The organism is Pseudomonas sp. LBUM1669 (genome assembly GCF_059695705.1).
In genome coordinates, this window is record NZ_CP166784.1 from 2,167,409 (window position 1) to 2,190,710 (window position 23,302).

The 23,302-nt window shown below is 55.0% G+C and carries 22 protein-coding genes; 20 read left to right on the top strand and 2 right to left on the bottom strand.

The window, feature by feature from the left end:
• Positions 1–6: 6 nt before the first annotated feature.
• From ACA051_RS10110 to ACA051_RS10175, 14 genes are all read left to right on the top strand, one after another.
• Positions 7–1,134: a phosphoribosyltransferase domain-containing protein gene (locus ACA051_RS10110; protein ID WP_497374598.1), complete on the top strand. Its 1,128-nt coding sequence runs from the start codon at positions 7–9 to the stop codon at positions 1,132–1,134.
• A complete protein-coding gene (locus ACA051_RS10115; protein ID WP_497374599.1) occupies positions 1,124–1,882 on the top strand; it encodes an HAD family hydrolase in 759 nt (252 codons plus the stop codon). The genes ACA051_RS10110 and ACA051_RS10115 overlap by 11 nt, the downstream gene beginning before the upstream one ends.
• Positions 1,875–2,969: a cysteine protease StiP family protein gene (locus ACA051_RS10120; protein WP_497374600.1), complete on the top strand. Its 1,095-nt coding sequence runs from the start codon at positions 1,875–1,877 to the stop codon at positions 2,967–2,969. Before ACA051_RS10115 ends, ACA051_RS10120 begins: the two co-directional genes overlap by 8 nt.
• Positions 2,969–3,919, top strand: coding sequence for an HpcH/HpaI aldolase/citrate lyase family protein (locus ACA051_RS10125; RefSeq protein WP_497374601.1), 951 nt, complete (start codon positions 2,969–2,971; stop codon positions 3,917–3,919). Before ACA051_RS10120 ends, ACA051_RS10125 begins: the two co-directional genes overlap by 1 nt.
• Positions 3,916–4,674, top strand: coding sequence for an HAD family hydrolase (locus tag ACA051_RS10130; protein ID WP_497374602.1), 759 nt, complete (start codon positions 3,916–3,918; stop codon positions 4,672–4,674). The genes ACA051_RS10125 and ACA051_RS10130 overlap by 4 nt, the downstream gene beginning before the upstream one ends.
• A 2-nt stretch (positions 4,675–4,676) precedes the next feature.
• Complete coding sequence (locus ACA051_RS10135; RefSeq protein ID WP_497374604.1) at positions 4,677–5,261, top strand: TerD family protein; 585 nt, start codon at positions 4,677–4,679, stop codon at positions 5,259–5,261.
• Positions 5,261–6,442, top strand: a complete 1,182-nt coding sequence (locus ACA051_RS10140) for a TerD family protein (RefSeq protein WP_497374606.1) — start codon at positions 5,261–5,263, stop codon at positions 6,440–6,442. The genes ACA051_RS10135 and ACA051_RS10140 overlap by 1 nt, the downstream gene beginning before the upstream one ends.
• A 46-nt stretch (positions 6,443–6,488) precedes the next feature.
• Positions 6,489–6,938, top strand: coding sequence for a tellurite resistance TerB family protein (locus tag ACA051_RS10145; protein WP_497374608.1), 450 nt, complete (start codon positions 6,489–6,491; stop codon positions 6,936–6,938).
• 44 nt (positions 6,939–6,982) lie between these two features.
• Positions 6,983–7,981, top strand: coding sequence for a TerC/Alx family metal homeostasis membrane protein (locus tag ACA051_RS10150; RefSeq protein WP_497375534.1), 999 nt, complete (start codon positions 6,983–6,985; stop codon positions 7,979–7,981).
• A gap of 31 nt (positions 7,982–8,012) precedes the next feature.
• Positions 8,013–8,588, top strand: coding sequence for a TerD family protein (locus ACA051_RS10155; RefSeq protein WP_497374610.1), 576 nt, complete (start codon positions 8,013–8,015; stop codon positions 8,586–8,588).
• A gap of 93 nt (positions 8,589–8,681) precedes the next feature.
• Complete coding sequence (locus ACA051_RS10160) at positions 8,682–9,260, top strand: TerD family protein (protein ID WP_497374612.1); 579 nt, start codon at positions 8,682–8,684, stop codon at positions 9,258–9,260.
• A 174-nt stretch (positions 9,261–9,434) separates the two neighbouring features.
• On the top strand, positions 9,435–10,418 hold the full coding sequence (locus ACA051_RS10165; protein WP_497374614.1) for a hypothetical protein: 984 nt from the start codon (positions 9,435–9,437) through the stop codon (positions 10,416–10,418).
• 111 nt (positions 10,419–10,529) lie between these two features.
• Positions 10,530–11,483, top strand: coding sequence for a lysozyme inhibitor LprI family protein (locus ACA051_RS10170; RefSeq protein ID WP_497374616.1), 954 nt, complete (start codon positions 10,530–10,532; stop codon positions 11,481–11,483).
• A gap of 63 nt (positions 11,484–11,546) precedes the next feature.
• Positions 11,547–12,740, top strand: coding sequence for a DUF4236 domain-containing protein (locus ACA051_RS10175; RefSeq protein WP_497374618.1), 1,194 nt, complete (start codon positions 11,547–11,549; stop codon positions 12,738–12,740).
• Positions 12,741–12,823: 83 nt separating this feature from the next.
• Here ACA051_RS10175 and ACA051_RS10180 read toward each other — a convergent pair whose 3' ends face one another.
• Positions 12,824–14,080 (bottom strand): TerD family protein, encoded by a 1,257-nt coding sequence (locus ACA051_RS10180; protein WP_497374619.1) that lies wholly within the window; start codon positions 14,078–14,080, stop codon positions 12,824–12,826.
• Between the two features lie 123 nt (positions 14,081–14,203).
• Positions 14,204–15,454, bottom strand: coding sequence for a VWA domain-containing protein (locus ACA051_RS10185; protein WP_497374621.1), 1,251 nt, complete (start codon positions 15,452–15,454; stop codon positions 14,204–14,206).
• Between the two features lie 516 nt (positions 15,455–15,970).
• Here ACA051_RS10185 and ACA051_RS10190 point away from each other — a divergent pair.
• The 6 genes from ACA051_RS10190 to ACA051_RS10215 all read left to right on the top strand — a co-directional run bounded on the left by ACA051_RS10190 (position 15,971) and on the right by ACA051_RS10215 (position 23,015).
• Complete coding sequence (locus tag ACA051_RS10190) at positions 15,971–17,230, top strand: hypothetical protein (RefSeq protein ID WP_497374623.1); 1,260 nt, start codon at positions 15,971–15,973, stop codon at positions 17,228–17,230.
• Positions 17,231–17,253: 23 nt separating this feature from the next.
• Positions 17,254–18,114, top strand: a complete 861-nt coding sequence (locus ACA051_RS10195) for an SH3 domain-containing protein (RefSeq protein ID WP_497374625.1) — start codon at positions 17,254–17,256, stop codon at positions 18,112–18,114.
• A gap of 8 nt (positions 18,115–18,122) precedes the next feature.
• Positions 18,123–20,081 carry a hypothetical protein gene (locus tag ACA051_RS10200; RefSeq protein WP_497374627.1) on the top strand — a complete coding sequence of 653 codons (1,959 nt, stop codon included), beginning with the start codon at positions 18,123–18,125 and terminating at the stop codon, positions 20,079–20,081.
• 12 nt (positions 20,082–20,093) lie between these two features.
• Complete coding sequence (locus tag ACA051_RS10205) at positions 20,094–21,308, top strand: hypothetical protein (protein ID WP_497374629.1); 1,215 nt, start codon at positions 20,094–20,096, stop codon at positions 21,306–21,308.
• An 88-nt stretch (positions 21,309–21,396) separates the two neighbouring features.
• Positions 21,397–21,873, top strand: a complete 477-nt coding sequence (locus tag ACA051_RS10210) for a DUF2059 domain-containing protein (protein ID WP_497374631.1) — start codon at positions 21,397–21,399, stop codon at positions 21,871–21,873.
• 119 nt (positions 21,874–21,992) lie between these two features.
• Positions 21,993–23,015, top strand: a complete 1,023-nt coding sequence (locus tag ACA051_RS10215; protein WP_497374632.1) for an IS110 family RNA-guided transposase — start codon at positions 21,993–21,995, stop codon at positions 23,013–23,015.
• The last annotated feature ends 287 nt before the right edge of the window (positions 23,016–23,302 follow it).

Here is a 23,302-nt window from a genome sequence, read left to right on the forward strand (position 1 = left end):
TTTTTCATGGATCGTGACGCAAGTACACAAACGCTCAGCGCGCAATTGGTGCGCGGGCTGCTCGATGTCAAAGTAGATGGCTCCCTCATCTCCCCGGACTCTTTGTTCGGCTTTGCCGAGCGCAATAATCCGAAGCGTGCGTTTCTGTTCGTGTCGAAAGTACTGGGTCGCCACATTCCAGTGCGCCCATCAGTTATGGATGCAAGTTTCGAAAAGCTGGCTGCAGAAATTCCAGCTAATTTGCCCGGCCCAGTCCTTGTGATCGGCATGGCCGAGACCGCAGTCGGTCTGGGTGCCGGTGTACATCGTGCGTTCAGTGCCACTCGCCCTGACACGGTTTACATGGTCAGCACGCGGCACCCTACGGGTACCAACCTTTTCGCTCGCTTCGAGGAAGAGCACAGCCACGCCAGTTCCCATTTGTTTCATAGGCCTGTCGATCCCGAAATTCTGGAAATGATGCTGAATGCGCGCTCGCTGGTCCTGGTCGACGATGAGGCCTCAACCGGCAAAACGTTTATCAACCTGCACCGCGCGCTGGTAGATGCTGGTCTGAGCAAGGTTGAGCAAGTCGTGACTTGCGTGCTCACAGATTGGTCCCGCGACGCCGTGCGCAACGCCATTGGCGAATCTGCGCACCAGGTTTCGTTGCTGAAAGGCTCATACGAATTTCATGAAGACGTCGATGCTCCGTTGCCGGTTATGCCGGCGGTGGGCACCGTCGCTTCTGGCGAGTGGCCGTTGGCTCCTGATAATGATTGGGGCCGTCTTGGTGTACGTAAGGTTGAAGACACCCTGGCACCCGATCTACAGATCAAGGCCGGTGAGCGCGTTCTCGTGGTCGGTACCAGTGAGTTTGTGTGGCGACCTTTCCTGCTTGCTGAGCGGTTGGAGCGTGCTGGCGCTGATGTGCATTTCAGTTCGACCACTCGTTCGCCTATCGCCTTGGGCCACGCCATTGGTCATGCGCTGTCTTTCTCGGACAACTACGGCCTCGGCATCCCCAATTTCCTCTACAACGTGCGGCCGGGTCAGTTTGATCGCGTGCTGATCTGTACGGAAACTCCGGCGCAGGCAGTCCCGGCTGAACTTGTTGAAGCCCTGGGCGCGGAGGTAATTGTCGATGCTCAATAATCGCCCATTGGCCTTGGCCGACCTCGACGACACCCTGTTCCAAACCGCACGCAAAATGAAAGAAGGTACGCCGCGTCACCCGGCCACCTTCGACGTTGAAGGGCAACCGAACGGCTACATGAGCCCGGTTCAGAAGTCCCTTATTGAGTGGCTGCTGGCCACAACTGACGTTGTGCCCGTCACGGCGCGCAGCGTCGAGGCCTTCAGTCGGGTGAACCTATCGTTTACCCACGGCGCTGTCTGTTCCCATGGCGGTGTGATTCTCGGTCCGGATGGCAAGCTTGACGAGGAATGGAACTCGCACATGCGTGTAGTCCTTGCTGACTTCCAACTACGTCTTCCAGATCTCTGCGCTGAAACACTGGCTATTGGCAAAGAGCTTGGCATTTCGTTGCGCGGATGGGTGGTTGAGGAAGAAAGTCTGCGCCATTACGTGGTGACCAAGCACAACGAAACCAACGATGAAGTCCTGAATACAGTACTGGCTGAAGTCCAGGCCCGGGGTTTGTTGGAAGGGATGCACATCCACGGTAACTCGAACAACCTCGCTTTCTTGCCTACAGGCCTATCGAAGAAGGTGGCTGTACAGGAACTGTTGCGCCGTGATCGTGAGGTCAATGGCGAGCGGCCTGTGATTGGGTTTGGCGACAGCATTACAGACCTCGGCTTCATGGAGGAGTGCCAAATGTGGGCAACTCCAGCGCGCAGCCAATTGGCGAAACTGGTTGGGGGCAAGCTCAATGACTAGCTCCATTGCTGACCTCAAAACCGTAGGTAGCGGCAGCTACTCTCAGAACGATGTTCACTTCCTGCTTCAGCCCGTACAAATGGAAGTGACCGACGTCGTAGAGAAAGAGCGTCTGATTCAAACGAAGCAGAAGCACTACTCCGAAATGATCAGCTTGGAGAGTGCGCCGACTGAAGTTCACAAGGCGCTATATGAGCGCGCCCTGGCTCAGAACGGTGTCCACATGGCCACCGATGTTCAGGCCTTGGCTTTGGCATTGAATGAAGCTTGCGCCGGCCCTTCGATTGTTCTGGTTTCATTTGTTCGTGCGGGACTTCCGCTGGGTGTTCTGCTGCGCCGTGCACTGATCGACATGGGCCGTGACGCCCACCATTACGGCATCAGCATCGTTCGTGATCGCGGCATCGATACCGTAGCGCTTGAAGCGATCATCAAGGAGCACGGTGCGGAGAACATCGTCTTCGTCGACGGCTGGACCGGTAAGGGTGCGATCTCTGGCGAAATTCAGCGAAGCCTCAACGGTGACTCGCGGTTCCCGCAAGATCCGCGTCTGGTTGTTCTGGCGGACCCATGCGGTCGAGCCTGGCTTTCCGCTTCGGCCGAAGACTGGGTCATTCCATCCGGCATTCTGGGTGCCACCGTGTCGGGTCTGGTTTCACGTTCAATCTGGCCTACCGATGGCGGACTCCATGGCTGTGTCGTGTACGACCACTTGCAAGACCACGACGTAACCCGCGATTTCATCGAACGGATTGAAGCTCATCGCAAAGCATTGGGCGCTGTCTCTGCAGCTACGCCGTGGACTTACAGCGAGCAATTCGATCTCCAGGCCGCAGCCAGGCATGTTGTTGAGTCTTTGGCCGCTCGTTTTGACATCACCAACCTGAATCGGGTTAAGCCGGGCATTGCTGAGGCCACTCGGGCGGTGCTGCGCCGCGTTCCTGACCATGTACTGGTCCGAGATCGAAGCGACAGCGACGTTCAGCTACTGATGCACCTGACTGAAGGTGCAGGCGTTTCTGTGGAGGAGGTCGGTGCCGCTTTGGGGCCATACAGAGCAGTGACCATCATTCGGAGTGTGAGTTGATGAAAATCCTTTCTCCTTACGCGCTTGGCGCGACGCTCTACATGCCGGCAACCCGTGCAGATCTGCTCGATGTGGTCTTCCGTACCAAGCTGCCAGAGCTGCGTTCCTTGGTGGTTTGTCTCGAAGACGCAGTAGCGGACATCGATGTAGAAACCGCGCTGAGCAACTTGCATGTCCTGCTGACGGCAATCAATGGCCGCGGTGGGCGCCCGGCGGACGGCCCATTACTTTTCGTTCGACCCCGAGACTCGGGGATGGCGGCGGTGCTGAATGATTGGCCGTTGATGAAGCACGTCGATGGATTCGTGGTTCCAAAGCTGACGTTGCGAAACCTCGGCGCTTGGGAGCAGGCGGTGACGAATCCTGAGTTGTTACTTATGCCAACGCTGGAGACCACCGACGTCTTCAACCCCGTTGCAATGGTGGAGTTGGGCCAGGCGCTCAAGGCGAACCTGAACCACCGCATCATCGCCTTGCGCATTGGCGGGAACGACTTAATGGGCGGCCTGGGTCTACGGCGGAACCCCGCCACGACTCTTTACAGCACTCCGATGGGCTACGTAATTCCGATGCTGGCCGGGGTTATGGGATCGCAGGGCTTTGCGCTGACTGCACCAGTGTTCGAGCAGCTCGCGACCCCGAATTTGCTGAGTGAAGAGTTGGAGCTCGACATCGCCCACGGTCTGGTTGGCAAGACGGCGATTCATCCTAGCCAGATCAGCATCATCCAGGACACGCTGCGCGTTAGCCTCGAGGACCTCAACAGTGCGAAGTTGATTGTCAGCGATGTAGCCCCGGCCGTTTTCAAGCACAACGAAGTCATGTGTGAGCCAGCGACCCATTACAAGTGGGCGATCAAGATCCTTGAGCGCGCGGAGTGGCACGGAGTACGGCAACCAGATGCCGGCAATGGCGACACGCCAATTCGCTTGGCAGAGGCGGCTCGATGACACAGGAAATGCTCGGGCCTGAAATGCATGGGAAACAGGTGCTGTCGGTCTTTGACTTCGACGGCACCCTTACCCGGCATGACAGCTTCGTCCCATTTCTGAAGTTTGCATTCGGCAGGCGCGAGTTCAGTCGACGTGTGCTGTCGCTCGCGTTGCCAAGTATTCGATTCCTCGCACGGCGAATGACTCGTGACGAACTCAAAGCACAATTGGTCAGTACGTTTCTTACCGGTGTGGAGGCTGAGTGGGTGCATAAACAGGCCGTGAATTTCTGCGGGTTGTTTTGGCTCCAGCTTATGCGGCCTTCAGGGTTAAAATCGATCGCCGCTGAGATTGAGGCTGGTTCAGAGGTAACTCTCTGCTCAGCATCACCAGCCCTGGTACTCCAGCCGTTCGCTGACCGCTTAGGCGTCAAGTTGATCGGTACCGAGTTAGAAGTTGTTGATGGGTTGTTGACTGGGCGCATCACCGGCAGCAACTGCAGGTGCGAGAACAAAGTGCTCAGGCTTGAGGCTGTCTATGGACCGTTGAGTCAATACCGGCTGAAAGCATGGGGCGACACCCGCGGCGACCATGAGCTACTGGCCGCGGCACAAGAAGCACACTGGCGACATTTTCATCCTGCGTGGCGTCGTGGACGTATGCGGGGAACAAAAGGCGGGAACCCTGGCGTGAGCAACGTTGCTCAAGCCAGCCTGCAAGTAGCGGTCAAATCTGATCGCGACGCGAACACTGACGATCAACAAGGAGCGTAACCATGGCACTTACCCTGAGCAAACAACAAACCATCTCCCTGGAAAAAACGGCCGGCAGCGCTTTGACCAGCATCAGCCTGGGTCTGGGTTGGGACCCGGTCAAAGCTGGTTTTTTCGGCAAGTTGACAGGTGGCGGCGGCGCGATCGATCTGGATGCTTCTTGCATTCTTCTCGACAGCAACCTGAAGCCCATTGATCTGGTCTGGTTCCGTCAACTCAAGTCCCAAGACGGCTCGATCAAGCATTCCGGTGACAACCGTACCGGTGATGGCAATGGTGACGACGAAACCATTCACGTCGACCTGCAGCGTCTGCCGGCGGCAGTTCAATTCCTGATTTTCACAGTAAATAGCTTCACCGGGCAAACTTTCGAGAAAGTAGAAAACGCTTACTGCCGCATTGTGAATGCCGGCAACAACTCGGAACTGGCGCGCTTCAACCTGTCCGAAAAGGGTGGACACACCGGTATCGTGATGGCGAGCTTGTCACGCCAAAATGGCGGCTGGGAGTTCAAGGCGATCGGCAAGACCACCAATGGTCGCACTGCCGATGACCTGGTGAATCTGGCTGTTCAGGCGCTGCGCTAATGGCAACTCTCGTACCTGGTGGTAATGCGCCGGTTGCCAGCGGCCTGCTTCGCGTAGACATCAATTACACACCGATCCCCGGGGCCGACATCGACGTCTCGGCCTTCGTTCTGGGGGCTTCGGGCAAGGTCCGCGGCGACGGCGATATGTGTTTCTACGGCCAGACAAGTGTGCTGGGCGGAGTCGTGCAGATGACTGAGTCGTCTGCCGGCCGCGCAGTCTTCACATTGGATGTAAGCCGTCTGGAGCCTGCTGTCGAGAAAGTGGCGCTGACTGCCACGATCTACGAGAACAAGGCCAGCTTTGAGCGTGTATCGCAACTGTCGGTTGTGGTGTCAGGCGGAATTGAAGCTCAGATCCCAACTGGCGGAATGAAGGAAACCGCACTCATCCTCGGCGAGTTTTATCGCCGCCAGGGCGAGTGGAAATTCCGCTGCGTTGCTCAGGGATTCAATGGTGGACTGGAGCCTTTGGCCAAGCATTTTGGTGTCGAGATAGCTGCCCCTGCAGCTGCTCCGGCGCCTGCGCCGATTCAAGCCGCTCCTCAACCAGCACCAGCCCCTCCGGCTGCACCGAAATCTACGATCAGTTTGAGCAAGGTCACCCTCGACAAAACGCGGTCGTCGATCAGCCTTGAGAAAACTGCTGCTGGTTTCGGTGAAATCAAGGTGAACTTGAACTGGAACAAGGGCGGCGGCGGTGGCTTCTTCAGCCGCAGCAAATCGGTCGATCTTGACGTTGGGTGTTTGTACGAACTTCAAGATGGCGAAAAAAGCGTCGTTCAAGCTTTGGGCGAGTGTTTCGGCAGCCTGACTCGCGAACCTTACATCCAGTTGATGGGCGATGACCGTACTGGCTCGGTTGCTGGCGGTGAGTGGTTGCATATTAACGGTACGAAGTGGAGCGAGATCAAGCGCATTTTGATTTTCGCTTTCATCTACGAAGGTGCTCCAAACTGGCGAGAGACTGATGGTGTTGTAACCATCTTCATCCCCGGTCAGCCTGACATTGAAGTGCGCCTTAACGAAGAAGGCGGGCGTGAACCGATGTGCGCCATTGCCATGCTTGAAAACGTGAACGGCGCCGTTAAGGTCTCTCGGCGGGTCGACTTCCACCGTGGACATTCGTTGCTAGACAAGGCTTACGGTTGGGGCATGAGCTGGAAAGCTGGCACGAAATAGAAACTTTGGCGGGGTCCTCCGACCCCGCCCTTTGAGGGGAACTCAAATGCTCGGATGGCTTAAAGAAAACGCGGCTGCGGCACGCGACAAGCTGACTACTGAGGTAGCCAAATTCAAAAACGCCAAGTTTATGGAAGCGATGACGGCTGCTTGTGCAGTTATCTCTGCAGCCGATGGCGATATCTCCTCGGTTGAAAAGCAGAAGATGACTGGCTTCATCAGCAACTCGCCTGAACTCAAAGTCTTCAACATGGCAGATGTGATCAAGTCCTTCGGCGCACATTGCGAGAAGTTCGAGTTCGACTATCAGATCGGTCAGGCGGAAGCGCTGAAGGTTATCGGCAAGATCAAGAACGACCCGGGTGCTGCACGCTTGTTGGTTCGAGTCGGGTGCTCCATTGGCGCGTCGGATGGCAACTTCGACGAAAAGGAAAAGGCGGCGTGCCGTTTGATCTGCGCCGAGCTGGGCCTGAATCCAGCTGATTTCGATCTTTAAGGAGCTGTACTGTGGATACTCACATCGGATTTCCCCCGCTGACCATGGCGGTTTTTGTAGGGCTCGCGGTTGGCGCGCTTCTGCTCGACATGGTTACTCACCGTGGCGATAAGCCCATTTCGCTGGCTAAAGCATCGATCTGGTCTATCTTCTGGATCGCAATATCACTGGCCTTCGCAGGCTTCCTGTACGTACAGCATGGCCCGGAAGTCGCGAGCTTGTTCGTCACGGGCTACGCCTTGGAGAAAGTCCTGAGCGTGGACAACCTGTTCGTCTTCATGGCGATCTTCGCCTGGTTCAAAGTGCCGGACGGCCTGCGTCACCGTGTTCTGTACTGGGGCATCATCGGCGCTATCGTTTTCCGCGGCGTGTTCGTTGCTATCGGCACCGGTCTGTTGGCCTTCGGCCCTTGGGTCGAGGTTGTCTTCGCTGTGATTGTTGCGTGGACTGCCGTAATGATGCTGCGCGCCGGGGGTGATGACGACGAGGAAGAGGACTATTCCAAACACATGGCTTACCGCTTCGCACAGAAGCTGTTCCCGGTCTGGCCAAAGCTGCACGGTCACAACTTCTTTGTTACCCGTAAGGCCCTGCAGGTTGAACTCCAGAAGCCGGAAAACAAAGGCATGACGTTGGCGGCGAAAGGCACTCTGTTCGCCACCCCGCTTTTCCTCTGTTTGGTAGTAGCCGAAGTGTCTGACATTTTGTTCGCCTTCGACTCCGTGCCGGCGGTAATCGCTGTCAGCCGCGAACCCCTGATCGTGTACTCGGCAATGCTGTTTGCTATCTTGGGCTTGCGGACCATGTACTTTGTCCTCGAAGCACTGAAGCGTTATCTGGTCCACCTGGAAAAATCGGTCATCGCACTGCTGTTCTTCATCGCCATAAAGCTTGGCTTGAACGCGACCGACCACATGTTCCATCACGGCTACACCATTGACGCGAACACAAGCTTGATGATCGTTATGGTCGTCTTGGTGATCGGCGTTATCGCAAGCCTGCTCTTCCCTGGCAAGGAAGAAGCGCAGCCCGAAAGCAACTGAGTAACAGTCCCTACCACAAGGAGTAATTCCCATGGCTTTGACGCTTCAGAAAGGCGGAAATCTTTCGCTTACTAAAACCGATCCGACCCTGAGCAAAATTCTGATCGGGCTGGGCTGGGACCCACGCTCCACTGATGGCGCGAAATTTGACCTGGACGCTAGCGCGCTGTTGTTGGGTGCTAACGGCAAAGTACGCGGCGAAGCTGACTTCATTTTCTACAACCAATTGAAGAGCGTAGACGGTTCGGTTGAGCACACCGGTGACAACACTACCGGCGAGGGTGAAGGCGACGACGAATCGATCAAGGTCGATTTGACCCGCATCCCAAGTGACATTGATAAAGTTGTTTTCATCGTTACCATCCACGATGCCGATGTTCGCAAGCAAAGCTTTGGTCAGGTCGGCGGGTCTTTCATTCGTATCGTTAACGATGTGACTAACGCCGAAGTCGTTCGCTACGACTTGGCAGAAGACGCCTCGACCGAGACCGCTATGGTTTTTGCAGAGCTGTATCGCAACGGCGCGGAATGGAAATTCCGCGCAGTTGGCCAGGGTTACGCTGGTGGCCTGAAAGCCCTGGCAAACAACTACGGCATGAATTTTTAGCGTTCAAATACCCGTCGTATATTTGTCGAATCTTGAAGAAAGGCCCTGATTTCAGGGCCGATCTAACCAACCACTGAAATAAGGAATCTGAAAATGGCAGTCTCCCTTCAAAAAGGCGGTAACGTTTCGCTTTCCAAAGAGGCCCCTGGCCTGACTGAAGTAATCGTTGGCCTCGGCTGGGACGCACGCGTTACCGATGGTGCCAAATTCGACCTGGACGCCTCGATCTTCATCGTTGGCGAAACCGGCAAAGTGCTCGACGACAACAGCTTCATTTTCTACAACAACAAGACGTCTGCCGACGGTTCGGTCGAACACATGGGCGACAACCAGACTGGCGCTGGCGATGGCGATGACGAACAAGCCACTGTCAAACTCACCGGCCTGGCTGCTGCAGTGAAGAAACTTGTTTTCGCTGTAACCATCCACGACGCTGAAGCGCGCAAACAGAGCTTTGGCCAGGTTGCCAACGCTTACATCCGCGTCGTAAACAAAGCTGACGGTAAAGAGCTGGCTCGTTACGACCTGAGCGAAGATGCCTCTACCGAGACCGCCATGATCTTCGGCGAGCTGTATCGCGCCGGTGAAGAGTTCAAGTTCAAGGCGATCGGCCAAGGTTTTGCTGGCGGCCTGAAGCCACTGGCTGAAGCTCACGGCGTGAGCATCGGCTAACCCGAAAGGGTCAAGAAAGCCCCCTGCGTTTGCCGGGGGCTTTTTCTTGCCCAAAGTATTTCCCGGCCGGCGATTAGCAGGCAACCAAAAGTGTCACGACCATTTCGCCATGAGCTACTGCTTTAAATCACATGGGCAGTTCAGCGGGCTGTAGTACTTATAAGGAATTTTTCGATGGGAATGCTTCGCGGGGTTATGGCTCTTGGTGTCTTGGGAACATTGTCAGGCTGTGGCGCTTACAACGACTTCAAGGCCAGCAGCGCTTATCAGGACTACAGGCAAAATTGCACAGGCACCTACACCAACGAGTGCGAAAGCAAGCTTGTTGACACGAATATCGTCATGCTCGAACTGGCACGCAGCAACCTTGAGCGCGAGAAGGACACGTTGGTCAAATCCGTCGGCAAAGACGGTTATGAACGCTTTGCTAAAGCTGCAAATGAAGTGATTGATGACCTCATTGATCGACAGGAACAGAAGCGGCCTGGGATTTTCGCACGCTGGGTCCTTGGCGAAGCTCAGCCTTTCAAAGACACGAGCAACCAACTCTTTCTCCAATCCGATATGAAAGAATTAATCGCTGCAGTGGTTACCCGGGTTGGACAGACAAATCAGGTCGCCCAGGCGCACACACAACCAGCGGAACCCCTCACACCCACTGCTGCAATTTTGCTGGGCAAGGAGGTGCAACAACAAACGCTGCAGCCCTTAGAACCCAGCGCTCCTACGGTAGCGCTGGTTCAACCCGCATCGCCTCAGTCCCCTGCGCTCGACGCAGCGGTTGACCGTGAAATTGGTAGCGAAATTGCGAAGGATGGCGGTGATGAGTACAAGGACGCCCGGCAAATTCTACTCACTGATTTAAACGGCGACGGCACCAACGATGCAGTGGTCCTATACACAATCGAAGGGCAGGGCGGTGGCAACGGCTACTTCCAGTCGCTGGCCACGTTCTACTCGAGTCCTGGTGGTTGGGTGCATCGCGGAAAGTTAGTCGTGGGTCAGGGAGTTCAATCCGTCGAAGTCAGCGGTCCTCAAACTCTTCGCGTGAAAGTTCTCACCGTCGGCCCCGACGACGCGAACTGTTGCCCATCCGTAGAAAGCATTCAAAAGTTTACGTGGAACGGCGCAACCTTCCTCCAATCGCCTAGCACGTAACGCCGCAGAACTTCCGGCCGATATACCTGACTGAGAGGCGTCGTTAAGCCCTCGGTTAGGGAGCACTCTGGCTAATGGCTTGAGCAAACACAAAAGAAGGGAAAATCGATTATGTCTCGCTTCAACATTGGCACCGGAATCGCTTTGGTGCTCGCGCTGTGTTCTTTTCAATCCCAGGCCACGAGTTTTGATTGCGCGAAGGCCTCGACCTTTGCGGAAAAATCAATTTGCTCTGATTCTTCGCTGAGCCTTCTGGATGAGCAGCTGAATTCGGAATACGGGCGCGCGCTCGACACTGCGCCAAATCGGAACCAGGTTCGTCTCGACCAGCGCGAATGGATGCGCCTACGCGACAACTGCACGACCAAGAGTTGCCTAGCGACTTCGATGGCGGATCGGGTCAAAGCTCTTTCCGGCGTGGAACAGCAACCCAAATCGACAGCCGAGTTCGACATCACCCGAGTTGAGCAATCTGTGTCGGCGCGGGCCCCGGCCCAAGGGGTCACATCACAATTAACAGGGGTGGCCAAACCAGCATCGCCAAGCAAGAACGCACAGGATGACCATCAGGCAGTTCTGTACCTCAAGATTGCGCTCTTCTGTATGGCGGTACTGCTGCTGATCTGCATTTGGCTGCACCGACGCGGATCGATGACGATCTACCAGGACTACACGGACGCGCTTTTTACGAGTCTCACGCCAATCCTAGGTGTCGGGTCTTATTTTGTGTTCAGCGCCTGGCTAGAGATCCCGAAGAACTACTCCATCATTGCAGCCTGCGTGCTCGGCGGCCTGATGTCGTTTCAAGTGATCGTTCAATCGTACCGCAGCAACGGCATTTCTCTATTTTTCCTGCTCTCGCTATTCGCCAAAATAGCGTTGCTCACCTTTTATTTTCTAATGATGGGGCTGGTCCTCTTCGGCGGTGAACGCACCAAGGCTGCCGCTCGCAACCGTCACCGCTGGGCAGTTCTCGCCACGACCGTGTTCGTATTCCTCTCCGGATGGATGTGCCGTAACCGACACTTTTCTTCGATCGACGACTATATCGCCGGCCGGACGTAATCCATAAATCGACATGCCGGACTCTGTCCCGGTAAAACAGTAAACAAGATCAAGGAGCCGTTCATGGGATTTCGCTTCAGTAAGCGGATAACTATCATCCCGGGTGTACGCCTAAACATTAGCGGTTCGGGGATAAGCACCTCGGTGGGGCCCCGTGGTCTGAGTATGACCATGGGTCGGAACGGCACCTATCTGAATGCTGGATTGCCGGGTACTGGTCTGTCCTATCGTGAGCGGCTCGACCGACCGTCACGCGTTTCCAATAGCCTATCCAACGGTACTGGTAGCGAGTACTCCGGCCAAGTGAAGGTCAAGGTCACCGACGACGGGTCACTGCTGATTACCGATATGGATGACATTGAGTTGTCACCGGCAATCATCAAGCGTGTTAAGTCTGAGATGGCAGATTCCATCCAGGAATTACTGGAAAAAGCTGCTGAGAAAATCAACCGTGATCTTGATGACTGCCTTGGTGTGCACCTCCCCACGCCGCGCTCGGGTTCCTTGCCGGTTATCCCGCCACCCTTTGCCATTGATGCGCCGCAACGGCCTTCACAGGAGGCTCCAGGCCTCATGGACAGGATGCTTCTGCGTAGTGGCAAGATGGAACGTGACGCTGAGGCGGCTGGGCTTCAATACGATCAGGATCTGAGTGCCTGGCAGGCAACTCGTGACGCACATGAACTCGAACGCACGGAGATCGAAAAAGCATTCAGGCTAGCTGCGCGCGGTTTTAGCGCCCAGATGGAGAAAGCTCTGGATTACGTGTTGAGTGGGATCGCCTGGCCGAAGGAAACCCAGGTCGACTACGAATTCAGCCAAGATGTGACAGGCGTCGCGCTCGATGTGGATCTACCGGATGAGGCTGATGTGCCCAGACGTGTTGCTGAGGCGCGCGGTAATGGCAAGCTGACTTTCAAAAATCGTACGGATGCTCAAGTACGACGGGACTTCGTCGCACTCTGCTACGGCTCTTTGTTTCGTGTGGTGGGCGAAGTGCTTGCGCTGCTGCCCGGGATTCAAAAGGTATTGGTGTCTGGCTACATTCAGCGTAACAACGCCGCTAACGGAGTGATCGAAGATCAGTACGTTATCTCGGCGCTGGTGACGCGATCTGAATGGGACTCGTTGGACTTCAATCGCTTAGAGGCCATTGACCCAGCATCGACACTAAATGCCTGTGGGGCAGTGGTCAAGCTCGACCGTTCAGCGCGATTTGTTGAAGTAACACCGATGGACATGTCCGCTCTAGACTGACTGGAATCCCGCGGCCGGCTGGTGCCGTCGCGGGAACTCCGAGGGAGGCAGCATCGGCAAATGCCCTGTGCCTGCATCATGGTTTAGACGTACTGCTTGTTACCGCTCCGTTCAATGGGGTGCCCTTTGAAGACTTCAGGGCCATCCATTGTGAGCTCAAGTTTTTCACCCTTCCGGCTCAGCCATGGGGTTGCCTCGCTGCCCGATTTTGAGGTGGTTCCGGAAGGGCTCAGCAGTATGGAGTCTTGGTCAATTTCGATAAGACCGATGACATACGTGTAAATACTGCCGCTGAAAAACCCGGTTTTCTTGAATTCGAATGCGCACTCCACGACCTGGTCGCCGTATTCCATTCGCATCTTCGGTTTTAGAGATGCGACGGACACATCCCCATTGTCTACCGCTGAGTAAACGCTGCAGACCAATGCAACCTTCCCCCCCATTAGCTGAGAGATCGCCGGGTTGATGTCGACGGTTTCGATACCAGGTGAGGACGCACTGGCACTCACTACGTCCCCCGCATGAAAGACGTAAGGGGCGACATTAAATGCTCCACGCTTGTCGGGTGCCTGGATGATGGACATTCGGCCATCGGGTCGAAGGATACCGATCCGAAGGTCGAGGTCGTCATTGTCGCAACCGTCGCCGTTATCAATCCACGTTGCGCTGACCTTGATCACTTTTGGAGCGGACGGCCCTTTTTCTAGGGACACCTTGTGGCTGGTGCCTGGCTTATCCAGAGAGATCACAGACTTGACGATGTTGACAGGCTTGGGTACCGGTGCCGGTGAGGCAGCAGGCGCAGCTGGTGCTTCTTCCTCAACGTCGATGCCGTAAAAACCGCAGAGTCCGGCAAGGCCCGAGGCGAACCCCTGCCATACAGAACGAGCCTTTAGCTGGCCATTGCGAACGTACAGTTCGAGCACGATGATCCCAGTCTCCTGAGAGAAGGGCTCAGGTGCCAGCTCCAGTACCTGGCCGCCGGCGATGACGATAGATCGCAGATCCTTGACTGCGTTGAAGCCGCCAGCGCTGCCGTCTTGTGTCAGGGTGATGGCGATCTTGGAGATGTTGGATGGGAGGCGAGACGAGTCAAAACTGATGCTGTGGCTAACGGTACTGCCTTCAACAACTGGCGCAGCAAATGTGGCTGCGCCCGAAGCATGCTCCGGCGCATTGAAGAAGACCATGCCGCTGTCATCCACCACCTTGCCGGTTTCGGTGACCAGAAACGCAGTCAGGTTTACGTCCAAGTTGTCCCCGGCCGCATGGGTGACTACCACACGTCCTTGGGTGCTGGTGATGGTTGTGTTCTCGCCGGGTTTGAGTGACTGATTCAAATGAAATCGCCTATTCCATGGGTTTTGTAGCGCTGTTCACGCACTGCATTTTGTTATTTGAATGCGAAGCCCGGCAACGCGCAATCAGCGGGTGTCGTCGCGCAACTGCCGGGGGAGGGTGCATTAACGAAGGATGCCTTTTGCCTTGGCTTCCTTGATCCATACCGGGAACTCAGACATTAATTTGTCGTACAGCTGTTCCTCGGTGACGTCGTGCAAGTCATCCAGCGCGAAGAAGCCGCAGTTGTCGACAACTCGCCCGGGCATGGAATCGAGTTTCTCCAAAATGCCGTAGTTTGAGCCCCCTAAACCGACGTATTGCCAAAATACGCCTAGCTTTGCAGCATCAACCATCAGCTTGGTGATTTCACGGTTTTTCGATATACCGCCGTCGCTGACGAAGATCACGAACATTGGAATCTGATTATCGGATTCCAGATACGAGGCCAGTACTTTTTCAATGACCCTCGGTTCATCGTTAAAGCGGCCACCGACATTCCATTTCTTCCAGCCCTGGCTGTCGGTGACGATGAAGTCTTCATAGTTAGCGAGTGTCACGGGAGTGAGCAGGAGTGGCTTTTCCGCAAACGCCCAGCACTCTAGCGTTGCATCATCATCGAACGAGACGGCCAGCGGAATGACACGGTCGAGTACTTCCTGAACCCTTCCTCGGGAATACTGACCGTTCATTGATCCTGTGGCGTCGAGGACGAGCACAACCCTGGCTTTCGTTTCCGTAAGGTTGGCCTTTTCAAGGCTGATTTGAGCTTTCTTGGCCAGGCTGACGAGCTTGGGTGCTGCATCGCCGATTCTCTTCTCTAACGAGATCTTCGCCGGTACCGGGATAGGTGCCGGCGACGACTCTTCAGTGACTTCACCACCAAAGTGCTTTACGAGTGCATCAAGACCTTCCGCATAACCCTGAAGGTTTGCAGCGATACGCCACTCACCGTCCTTACGATAGAGATCGGCAACCATGATTGCCTTTTCGCCGGAGAAGTTGGTCCCTGAAAACTGGCAGGTGGCAACCGTCTCGCCGGCTGGGGCGATCACCAGAAAGTTGCTGTCCTGAATGTCTTTCATTGCACCGGCCCCATCGATAGAGGCGGTGAAGACCATCCGGTCAATGGATGCTGGTAGCGACTGGAGGTTGATGGCGAATTTACCGCCGCTGTCCATCTTGATGCTGCCGCAAGGTGTGGATGGCTGATTGAAAAAAACCATGTAGCGGTCATCTGAGAGTTTGCTTTGGGTGTCGACGCCGAAGCAGACAAAGTCGATCACATGCGGTGCCTGGATCTTGATGGAGAGTGTGAGGGATTGTCCCTGCAGGATTTTCGACAACGGCAACCGTTGGCCTTGGCTGATCTGCATGCTCTGCTTCCTTGAGGTGTTGAACTCGGTGTATGTCGCGCGACAGATAGGGGCGCGGAGTTGCACCGTGAAATTGAAGGGGTGAGCAGGTGGTATCCGCTCGGACCAATACCTTAACGGTGCTTGCCTGTACTGCAAGGCTGTATCCCTTATTGCAGGGAAGTAATCAAGGCATACGCATGCTGATGCCTACCTCAGAGCCGGGTGGGTATCAGGTCATCAGAATTCCCAAGACAGGCATCCAATTGCCAGAAATCACTGATTCCCCGCTCCTTGAAACCATGACGCTCGCCGTTAATGTCTTATTCAAGATCTCCATGTGGCCTGGCTCTAGCATACAAAGCGGCTGTTCAGCGGCGGTATCGCAGGCGAAATGGAGTATTGGCTAGAAAACGGTAAATGCTGGCATTTTGAGGCCACTTTTGAGTGGTACACCCTATGGTGAAGTGGCAAAATGCTACTTAATATTTTGCGCCCTGGTTCTCATGGAAGGGCTTGGCTGACAAGGAATGCTTGATGCTGATCGCACTGGTGGTGTTGAACGCGCTGTATTTGGTGTGCAGCCTTTTATTCAACGCAGAGCTTCTGAATTTCGCTGGCGCTGACATCCCTTTAAAGAAACTCGAAGTCCTTGAAACCTACAGCCAGGTTTTGGCCGCCACCAGTATGTGTCTGCTTGTGTGGCGTATCTGCTACCGGCGATATCAGGGTAAGGGGAGGGTGCTCTGGATCTCTCTTGCCGTCTCGACGTTGATCATTACCCCGGTCACCTGGTGGTTTCAGGGAGCCGCTCCGGACTTGATCGCAGATCAGTTTCCGGCCTCGCTGCGCGTCAGTAGCCTCTACGCGTACGTCACTAAAAAGGGTTTTCTCTACGACACTCTGACCATTCCGAAAATCCCATACAAGGAATTCAAGGATCAAGGTGAGGGCAAGGCGTTCATCGCAAATCTTGGGGTTTTAATGAGCGTCCAAGGCTCATACGTCGAGCGAATCGACAAAAATTTCCAAGGTTTCGCCGCTGCTGTTTTTCGCGGCTATACAGTCCGCAATGGTGACATGCTCTACGAGCGTCTCCAGGAGAACGTCGTTTCTGACATCGAAGGCATCATTAGAGCTTACGCAAAGTTCGAAGGGTTTCGCGCCGCCGGCATTCCAGGGAACGAATGGAAGCCCAACCAATGGCCCGGTGGTGGAGCAGACCTCAATTATCGTCCAAGCATCGACGAGTACGCCCAATCCATCAAGCCAGGTGTGCGTAGCCGGGAAGAGATCGCGAACTCAAGCGAAGTGCGTTACATGGCAAAGAGTGCGCTTGGCCCTCTTTACGTGAAAGGCATGAACCTGCTGGCCACCCGCGAGCAGTACGAGAGTTACCTGCCTGGCATCGCGGATAATATGGCATTCGATGTAGCGCATACCGACATTCACGGCTCCGAAGGCCTGAATGTTTTGAAGAACATGATGTTCATCCCTTTCTCATTACTGAGTGGCTTGTTCTTCGGCGCCATCAGTCTCGTGGTTCTGATCATCTCCGGTATTGAAGCCCTTCGACGTGTTCCCGGCCGAATTCGCTTTGTCCGAGTAGTCGCGATTTTTTCGATCGTTATAGTTCCCTTGGTAGTTGGCAACAGGATTGTTGACAGCACCGGGTACAGGGATGCGTTCAGAAGTTCGGGCAAACAACCAGTGGTGCTGGCGTCAGTTTTCTATTGGGCCATGTCCGCCGAAGCAATGCTTTACAACCTCACCAAGCCGCTGCTCAAAGCGGAGTGAAAACACAAAAATGGAGAGTCACCGTGCATAAAAGGTTTCTGGTTTCCGTCCTGGCACTGGCCATCGCTGCAAGCTCTGGATGCGCTCAGCTGGGTATCACCAAACAACAGGCCGGTACCGGTATCGGTGTTGTGGCCGGCGCGGTATTGGGCTCATTCATTGGTAAAGGCAATGGTCAGATTGTTGCGACCATTCTGGGCGGTGCCATCGGTGGTTATGTCGGGAACAAAGTTGGCGCAATGCTCGATGAACAAGATAAGCAGGCACTAGCACTTCGCACGCAGGAAGCTTTGAATCTGTCAGCGAATAATGTCCAGCCGGTTTCGTGGAAGTCGGGTCACTCTGGTGCGACTGCGGAGATCGTTCAGGGCAAAGAGTACACCCAGACCAAAACGGTTGAAGTGAAACGATCGCCAAAGGTCGCTGCCGTGCCGTCGATGAAACTCATCAACGAACAGTATGTGACGAAAAGCAGCTCCAACGTACGCTCTGCGCCAGAGAAAGATGCTGAGAAAGTCGGCGGTCTCCCGGCTGGTACTGAATTCACCGCAGTGGGTTCCACGGGCGATTGGATTATGGTCGGTCGCAAGGGTGTGACCGTTGGCTATATCAGCAAATCGCTGGTCACTCCCAAGTCTGAAGCTGTGGCCAAAGTTGGCAAAGTTGCCAAGCCATCTGTAAACCTCGACGAGATGAACGTGTCGGCAGACAAAGACACCAAAGGGTTCGACTTGGACGCCATCCCAACGCTGGCAACTCAACAGGTAGCGGCTGAAACATCTTGCCGCCCGGTGACCGTGAGCCTGAAAGCGGCTGACGGCAACACCCAGAAGGAAGACAACACCTTCTGCAAACAAGCCAACGGCACCTGGGAACTGATCTAAGGAACTCTATGAAAAACCGCGCACTCGCTCTCGCAGTAGTGAGTGCTTGCGGCTTCGCGCCGCAAGCCTTTTCACATCAGCTAGCATTCAGCAAAACAGAACAGATCAGTGTCATTGTTGATGGTGAAGCGACCACTTGGTGCAAACCAGAAATCGCCATCACCATGCAGCGCCCTACATGGGTTGACCAGAAGCCTCTCAACGGGCTTTTGTCCAAGTTGCCGTTCATTCTCGGGCAGGAATGCTCGACAGCAAAAGTCACGTGGAAGGCTGTCGACGCCAAGGGGGCGGTGTATGCCACCGGTTCAGGCAATGCGACCAACCTAGGTCTCGCCACGTTGACGGCGCCGCCGGCACCCGTCGCGGCAGCTCCGGCTCCTGTTGCAGCCGAAGTTCCTGCAGCACCCGTTGCGGCAGCGCCGGCACCCGTTGCCGCGCCCGTAGTTGAAGCACCAGCCGTAGTCGCTCCAGTTGTGGCGGTCGCACCAACGGCGCCGGCACCAGCACCAGTGGTTGCGGAGGTTGCGGCTCCAGCTCCTGCACCAACACCAGCACCTGTGGCAGCTGCCCCGGTAGCTCCAGCTCCGGCTGAACCAGCTGCTGTCGCCCCCGTAGCTCAGCCAGTTGTCGTTGCACCAATAGCGGCACCAACAACGCCACCCGCGCCAACAGCACAACCGGCTGCTATTGCAGCGGCACCGACGGCAGACTTTGGCCGTTCAGTGGTCCTGGGGAACCACAACCTCGTTGGCATCACCGACGAAAGCGGTTGTAAGTGGCTGGTCAGCAAATCTGCAGTTGATGAAAGTAACCCGAGTTTCTCGTTCGCCTCGACGCCCGCCATGCCTTGTGGCGTGGCTGGATATGGCGTGGGGCAGTTCGATAAATTGAAATGGTCGATTCCGAACACCTATCGCGGTGATACCTGGAACAAGCCCTACGTTCACGAGAGTGGTCTGATGTTCAATCAAACCCTCAGTCAGGCTGTGAAGGACAAAGCCGTATCGTTCCTGAGCGCTCAGGCCGATCAGGCGCTATTCCTCCTTGGTGAGATTCCATCTCGCGACATGAAGGTGTATCTGGCGTTCCAGCGCCCAACCTACGCCGTCCTGCGTCCGTTCGATGGCAAACCGTACTACGTTGCCATCACTAAAACTGAAACCTTCGCGCTGGACCCGGCTGAGTACAAGCGTGCAGCTGTTGAGATTTATCAGTTGATCAAGGCGACCTCACCGTCGACCGTAGAGAAGGCCAACTTCTTCATCGCGAAAGACTTCGAGGCGCTGTATCCGGCTGCCGGCTACAAGACCGACGACACAGGCAATATTGTTCAAAATCAGATGGGTGAAAACCGAGGCGAATTCTATTTTGATGCTCGCGAAGGTAAAAACTACGCCATGCGTCGTGAAGCGATGCGGTTGCGTGAAGTACGCCGTGAACAAGAACGAATGGCCGAATTGCACACCAGGGTTCTTGAACGTTACCAGCAGATCAAAGATCGCATGAAGTCATACCAAGGTCGTGAAATGGAAGCCTTGGCCCAGATGTCTGGCATCAAGGTCGCTTTCCCTACGCCGATGTCTCTACTCGACCCGAATACATCGAATGCTCTCGATACAATGATGATTCACGTCACTGGTAAAAAGGGCGACTTCTACGAAATCGACTTTCCACGTAAAGGCCGAGTCCAGGCTGACTTCGATCTTGAGGAGCAGTGGTACTTAATCCCGGCATCAAACTCGACGCCATACAACCCGCTCAAAGATGGCCGGGCGATCCCAACGTTCCGTGTATATGGATTCGACACACTGGAAGCCTGTAAACAGGGTCACTGTGCTGACCGTGTCTCGTTTGGTGGAGTTCTCGCCAAAGAGTTTCCAAACGCCGGTATTAACTTCGACTGGACGCCCGCGGTTTCCGAGCAGTTCGTAAATGCTTGGCAGCAAGCTTCAGCAACCATCCAGTAAGGCACCGTCATTATGAAAACGATGAGCAACCGAAACAAAATCATCGCTGCAGTCGCCGCCAGTGTCGTGGTCCTAGGCATCGCTGGTTCGATGATGTTCAGTGCTGGGAAGAAAGCGAAGCTGAGCTTTTACGAAGATCTGAAAGAGCAGTATCACCTGAGCGATGTTCTCAGCGAGGGGGATGTGTCCTACTCCCTGTTTTCTGGCACCCTCACGGTGAAATCGCCAGAGATTCGCCTTGTGGCAGAGCAAACGAACGGCACTGAAAAATACCTGAAGACCATCGCTGCATTGCTGGGTGAGAACGCGTCTGCTTCGGAAACGGGTCTAGTGGACTGGGCTAGCTACCTGATTAAGTCCACCACCGGCGATGGCCGCCGTGTCGCCGGTATGTATCTTAAAGCCGACGCGCTCAAGGTAAACCACTCCGGTGATAGCAAGGATGGCGAGATCCACATCCAATTACTGGGTTTGGACACGAGCAACCCCTTCATTTCACAAAAAGGGTCTGATGTGGTGCTTGTCTCTGAGGTTTCCGACGAGATTCAGCCCCCTACTGATTTCGGTCAGGCTGTGAATGGCGTCAAGTCAAAATATAATTGGGGCGTGAATATGGCCTCCCGATTGCCAGTCACTGGTGCGTTTCTGAGCGCAGCGACTGGCGAGTTCGGTACAAAGGTGGATTTGGACTTTACGCTGAAGCGTTCTGACGACGGTGAGGGCCAACTCAAATTTGTGGTAATTCACCGGAACGATGGCAGCGAAGTGGGCCGGATTGTCCGTGAAGCTGAGTTCGCATCGATCCCTGAACTGGATGATGTTCAGGAGCAACTCAAGGGCCTGGTTAACGGCTTCGTCATGGGGGCCTTCAGCGTAAATATGGGTTCAACCGTAATCGCCAGCAACGCCGCCAATTTTGCCCGAAGTGTAAAAGCGTCCAGCTATTCGTTGACCTACAAAGGATTTGATCACCTGAAGGATGGTTTCAACGAATACACGACTGCGACCAAGCTCCAGGATTTCGAAGGCTACTGCAAAGAAGTAGGGCTGGCGGCTTACAAGAACGACTTCGGGGCCAAGGCAAAGGGTTACAGCGACTCTGAGTGTGCCATTGCGCAAAAGCTCGTTACCGATGGCAAGCTTGAAGAAAATTACAAGTTCAAAGAGGACAAATCGTTGTTCGCAGGCCTCTTCGTTAGCAAAAGTTACACGCTTGAAACCGAATAACCGACACACGTCGTGACCCGAGGTGCGCGGACCATTGCGCATCCCGGGCAACTTAAAAATGTCATCCAGCCCCAAGACAGGACACGTCATGAACAAGATTTCCAAATGGACATTGGCCGCTGTGTGTGCATCACTTCTGGCAGGTTGCGGTTCAAGTCAGGACAAGGCCGAAGAGCTTGTCAAAGCTACGCACATGGACGCCCAGTACTCAATGATTGTGCAGGCATCCATTGCCGGCTATGCAAGCAAATACGGCGATGTACCGAAAGATCAGATTGAAAAAGTGGTCGAGGAACACTTAACGAAAAAAATGCTGACGCAGACTATGGCCGATGTTTATGCAAAGAATTTCGATGCAGACGAACTTCAGATGATGATCGACGCTAACAAGCACCCAGAAACGGCTATGGCGAAAATCATGGGCTCCAAAGATGGCATGAAGCTCGCTCAAAAAGCGATGCAAGTCCAAGGAGAGCTTCAGAGCGACATGGTAAAAGCTTTCCAGGCGCACGACAAAGATATCACCGAAGCCTTGGATGACCTTCAGGAAGAAGCTCGCGGCTGATCCGCGATGCGCTGACGAGAGCCCGGCAATGCCGGGCTTAATGAGATGGTCAGCCTGACCGAGAAGCCCTGCAGGTTTACGCTTGCAGGGCTTTTCTCGTTTTCAGCAGAGGATCTCTCATGAACACGATGACGCTTCTCGGTATCGACATTGGCAAACACAGTTTCCACCTGCATGGCCAGGACGCCAAAGGTCATCAGGTGTTACGCAAGAAAACCAACCGCGGCCATTTGCTCAGCACATTGGCCCAACTACCGGCCTGTACCGTGGTGATGGAGTCGTGTGGCGGTGCCCATTGGCTGGCTCGGCAAATCGGTGCATTGGGCCACGAGGTGAAGCTGATCGCCCCGCAGTACGTCAAACCGTTCGTCAAAGGCAACAAAAACGACTTCATTGATGCCGAAGCGATTTGCGAGGCGGCGAGCCGCCCCGCGATGCGCTTCTGCTCGATCAAAACCGAAGAGCAGCAAACGCTTTCAGCGCTGCACCGTGTCCGTGATTCATTGATTGGCCATCGCACCGAAGCGACTAATCAGATCCACGGTTTTCTGCTGGAGTTCGGGATCAGCCTGCCCATTGGTAGCACTGCGCTGAACCGCGTGCCGGCGTTGCTGGACGACCCACAACATCCGGTTCCATTACGCCTCAAGGCCGTAGTGATGCGCCTCCATCATAAAATTCAACAGCTGAATGATGAAATCAAGGACATCGAGTCCGACCTGAAACAGCAGTTGAAAGAAGACGATGCCGGGAGTCGCTTACAGAGTATTCCTGGCATCGGTCCCATCACCGCCAGCGCGGTATTGGCGGATGTGGGTGATGCATCGAACTATCGCAGTGGACGCGATTTTGCTGCATCACTAGGGTTGGTGCCGAGGCAGTATTCAACGGGTGGGAAGACGCTGTTGCTGGGGATCAGCAAACGCGGTGACAAGCACATACGCCAGCTGCTGGTACAAGGCGCGCGATCCATCATGCAGCATATCGATAAGCGGGAAGACGCCCTGGGGCCTTGGGTTCGAGAACTGCTGACACGCCGACATTCCAATGTCGTGGCGTGCGCGCTGGCCAACAAACTGGCGCGAATCGTGTGGGCGGTACTGGCCAAAGGCGGCCAGTACGACCCACATCCGAACGCTTGAACGTACAGCTTTACCACCGGCTTTTGCGACGTCACTGACTGATGACAGTAAACGGCAAACGGCCCGACTGAGAACCTGGCACAAAATTCAGCTTTAGAGGCTGAGGGCTTTTTCAGGACAGTCGGGAGCGGCTACTCATCGGGGGCCGAGCGTTGTTGACGCAACGCTCACAACGAGCCCGGATACATTAGCGCAGGCCAGCTTTACCGAAAACAGCCAAAGAGGTTGCAGGAGATGGGCTGACCATACATTTTATTGGGTGCGCTAGGCCCAGCAGAGCAGTCGGC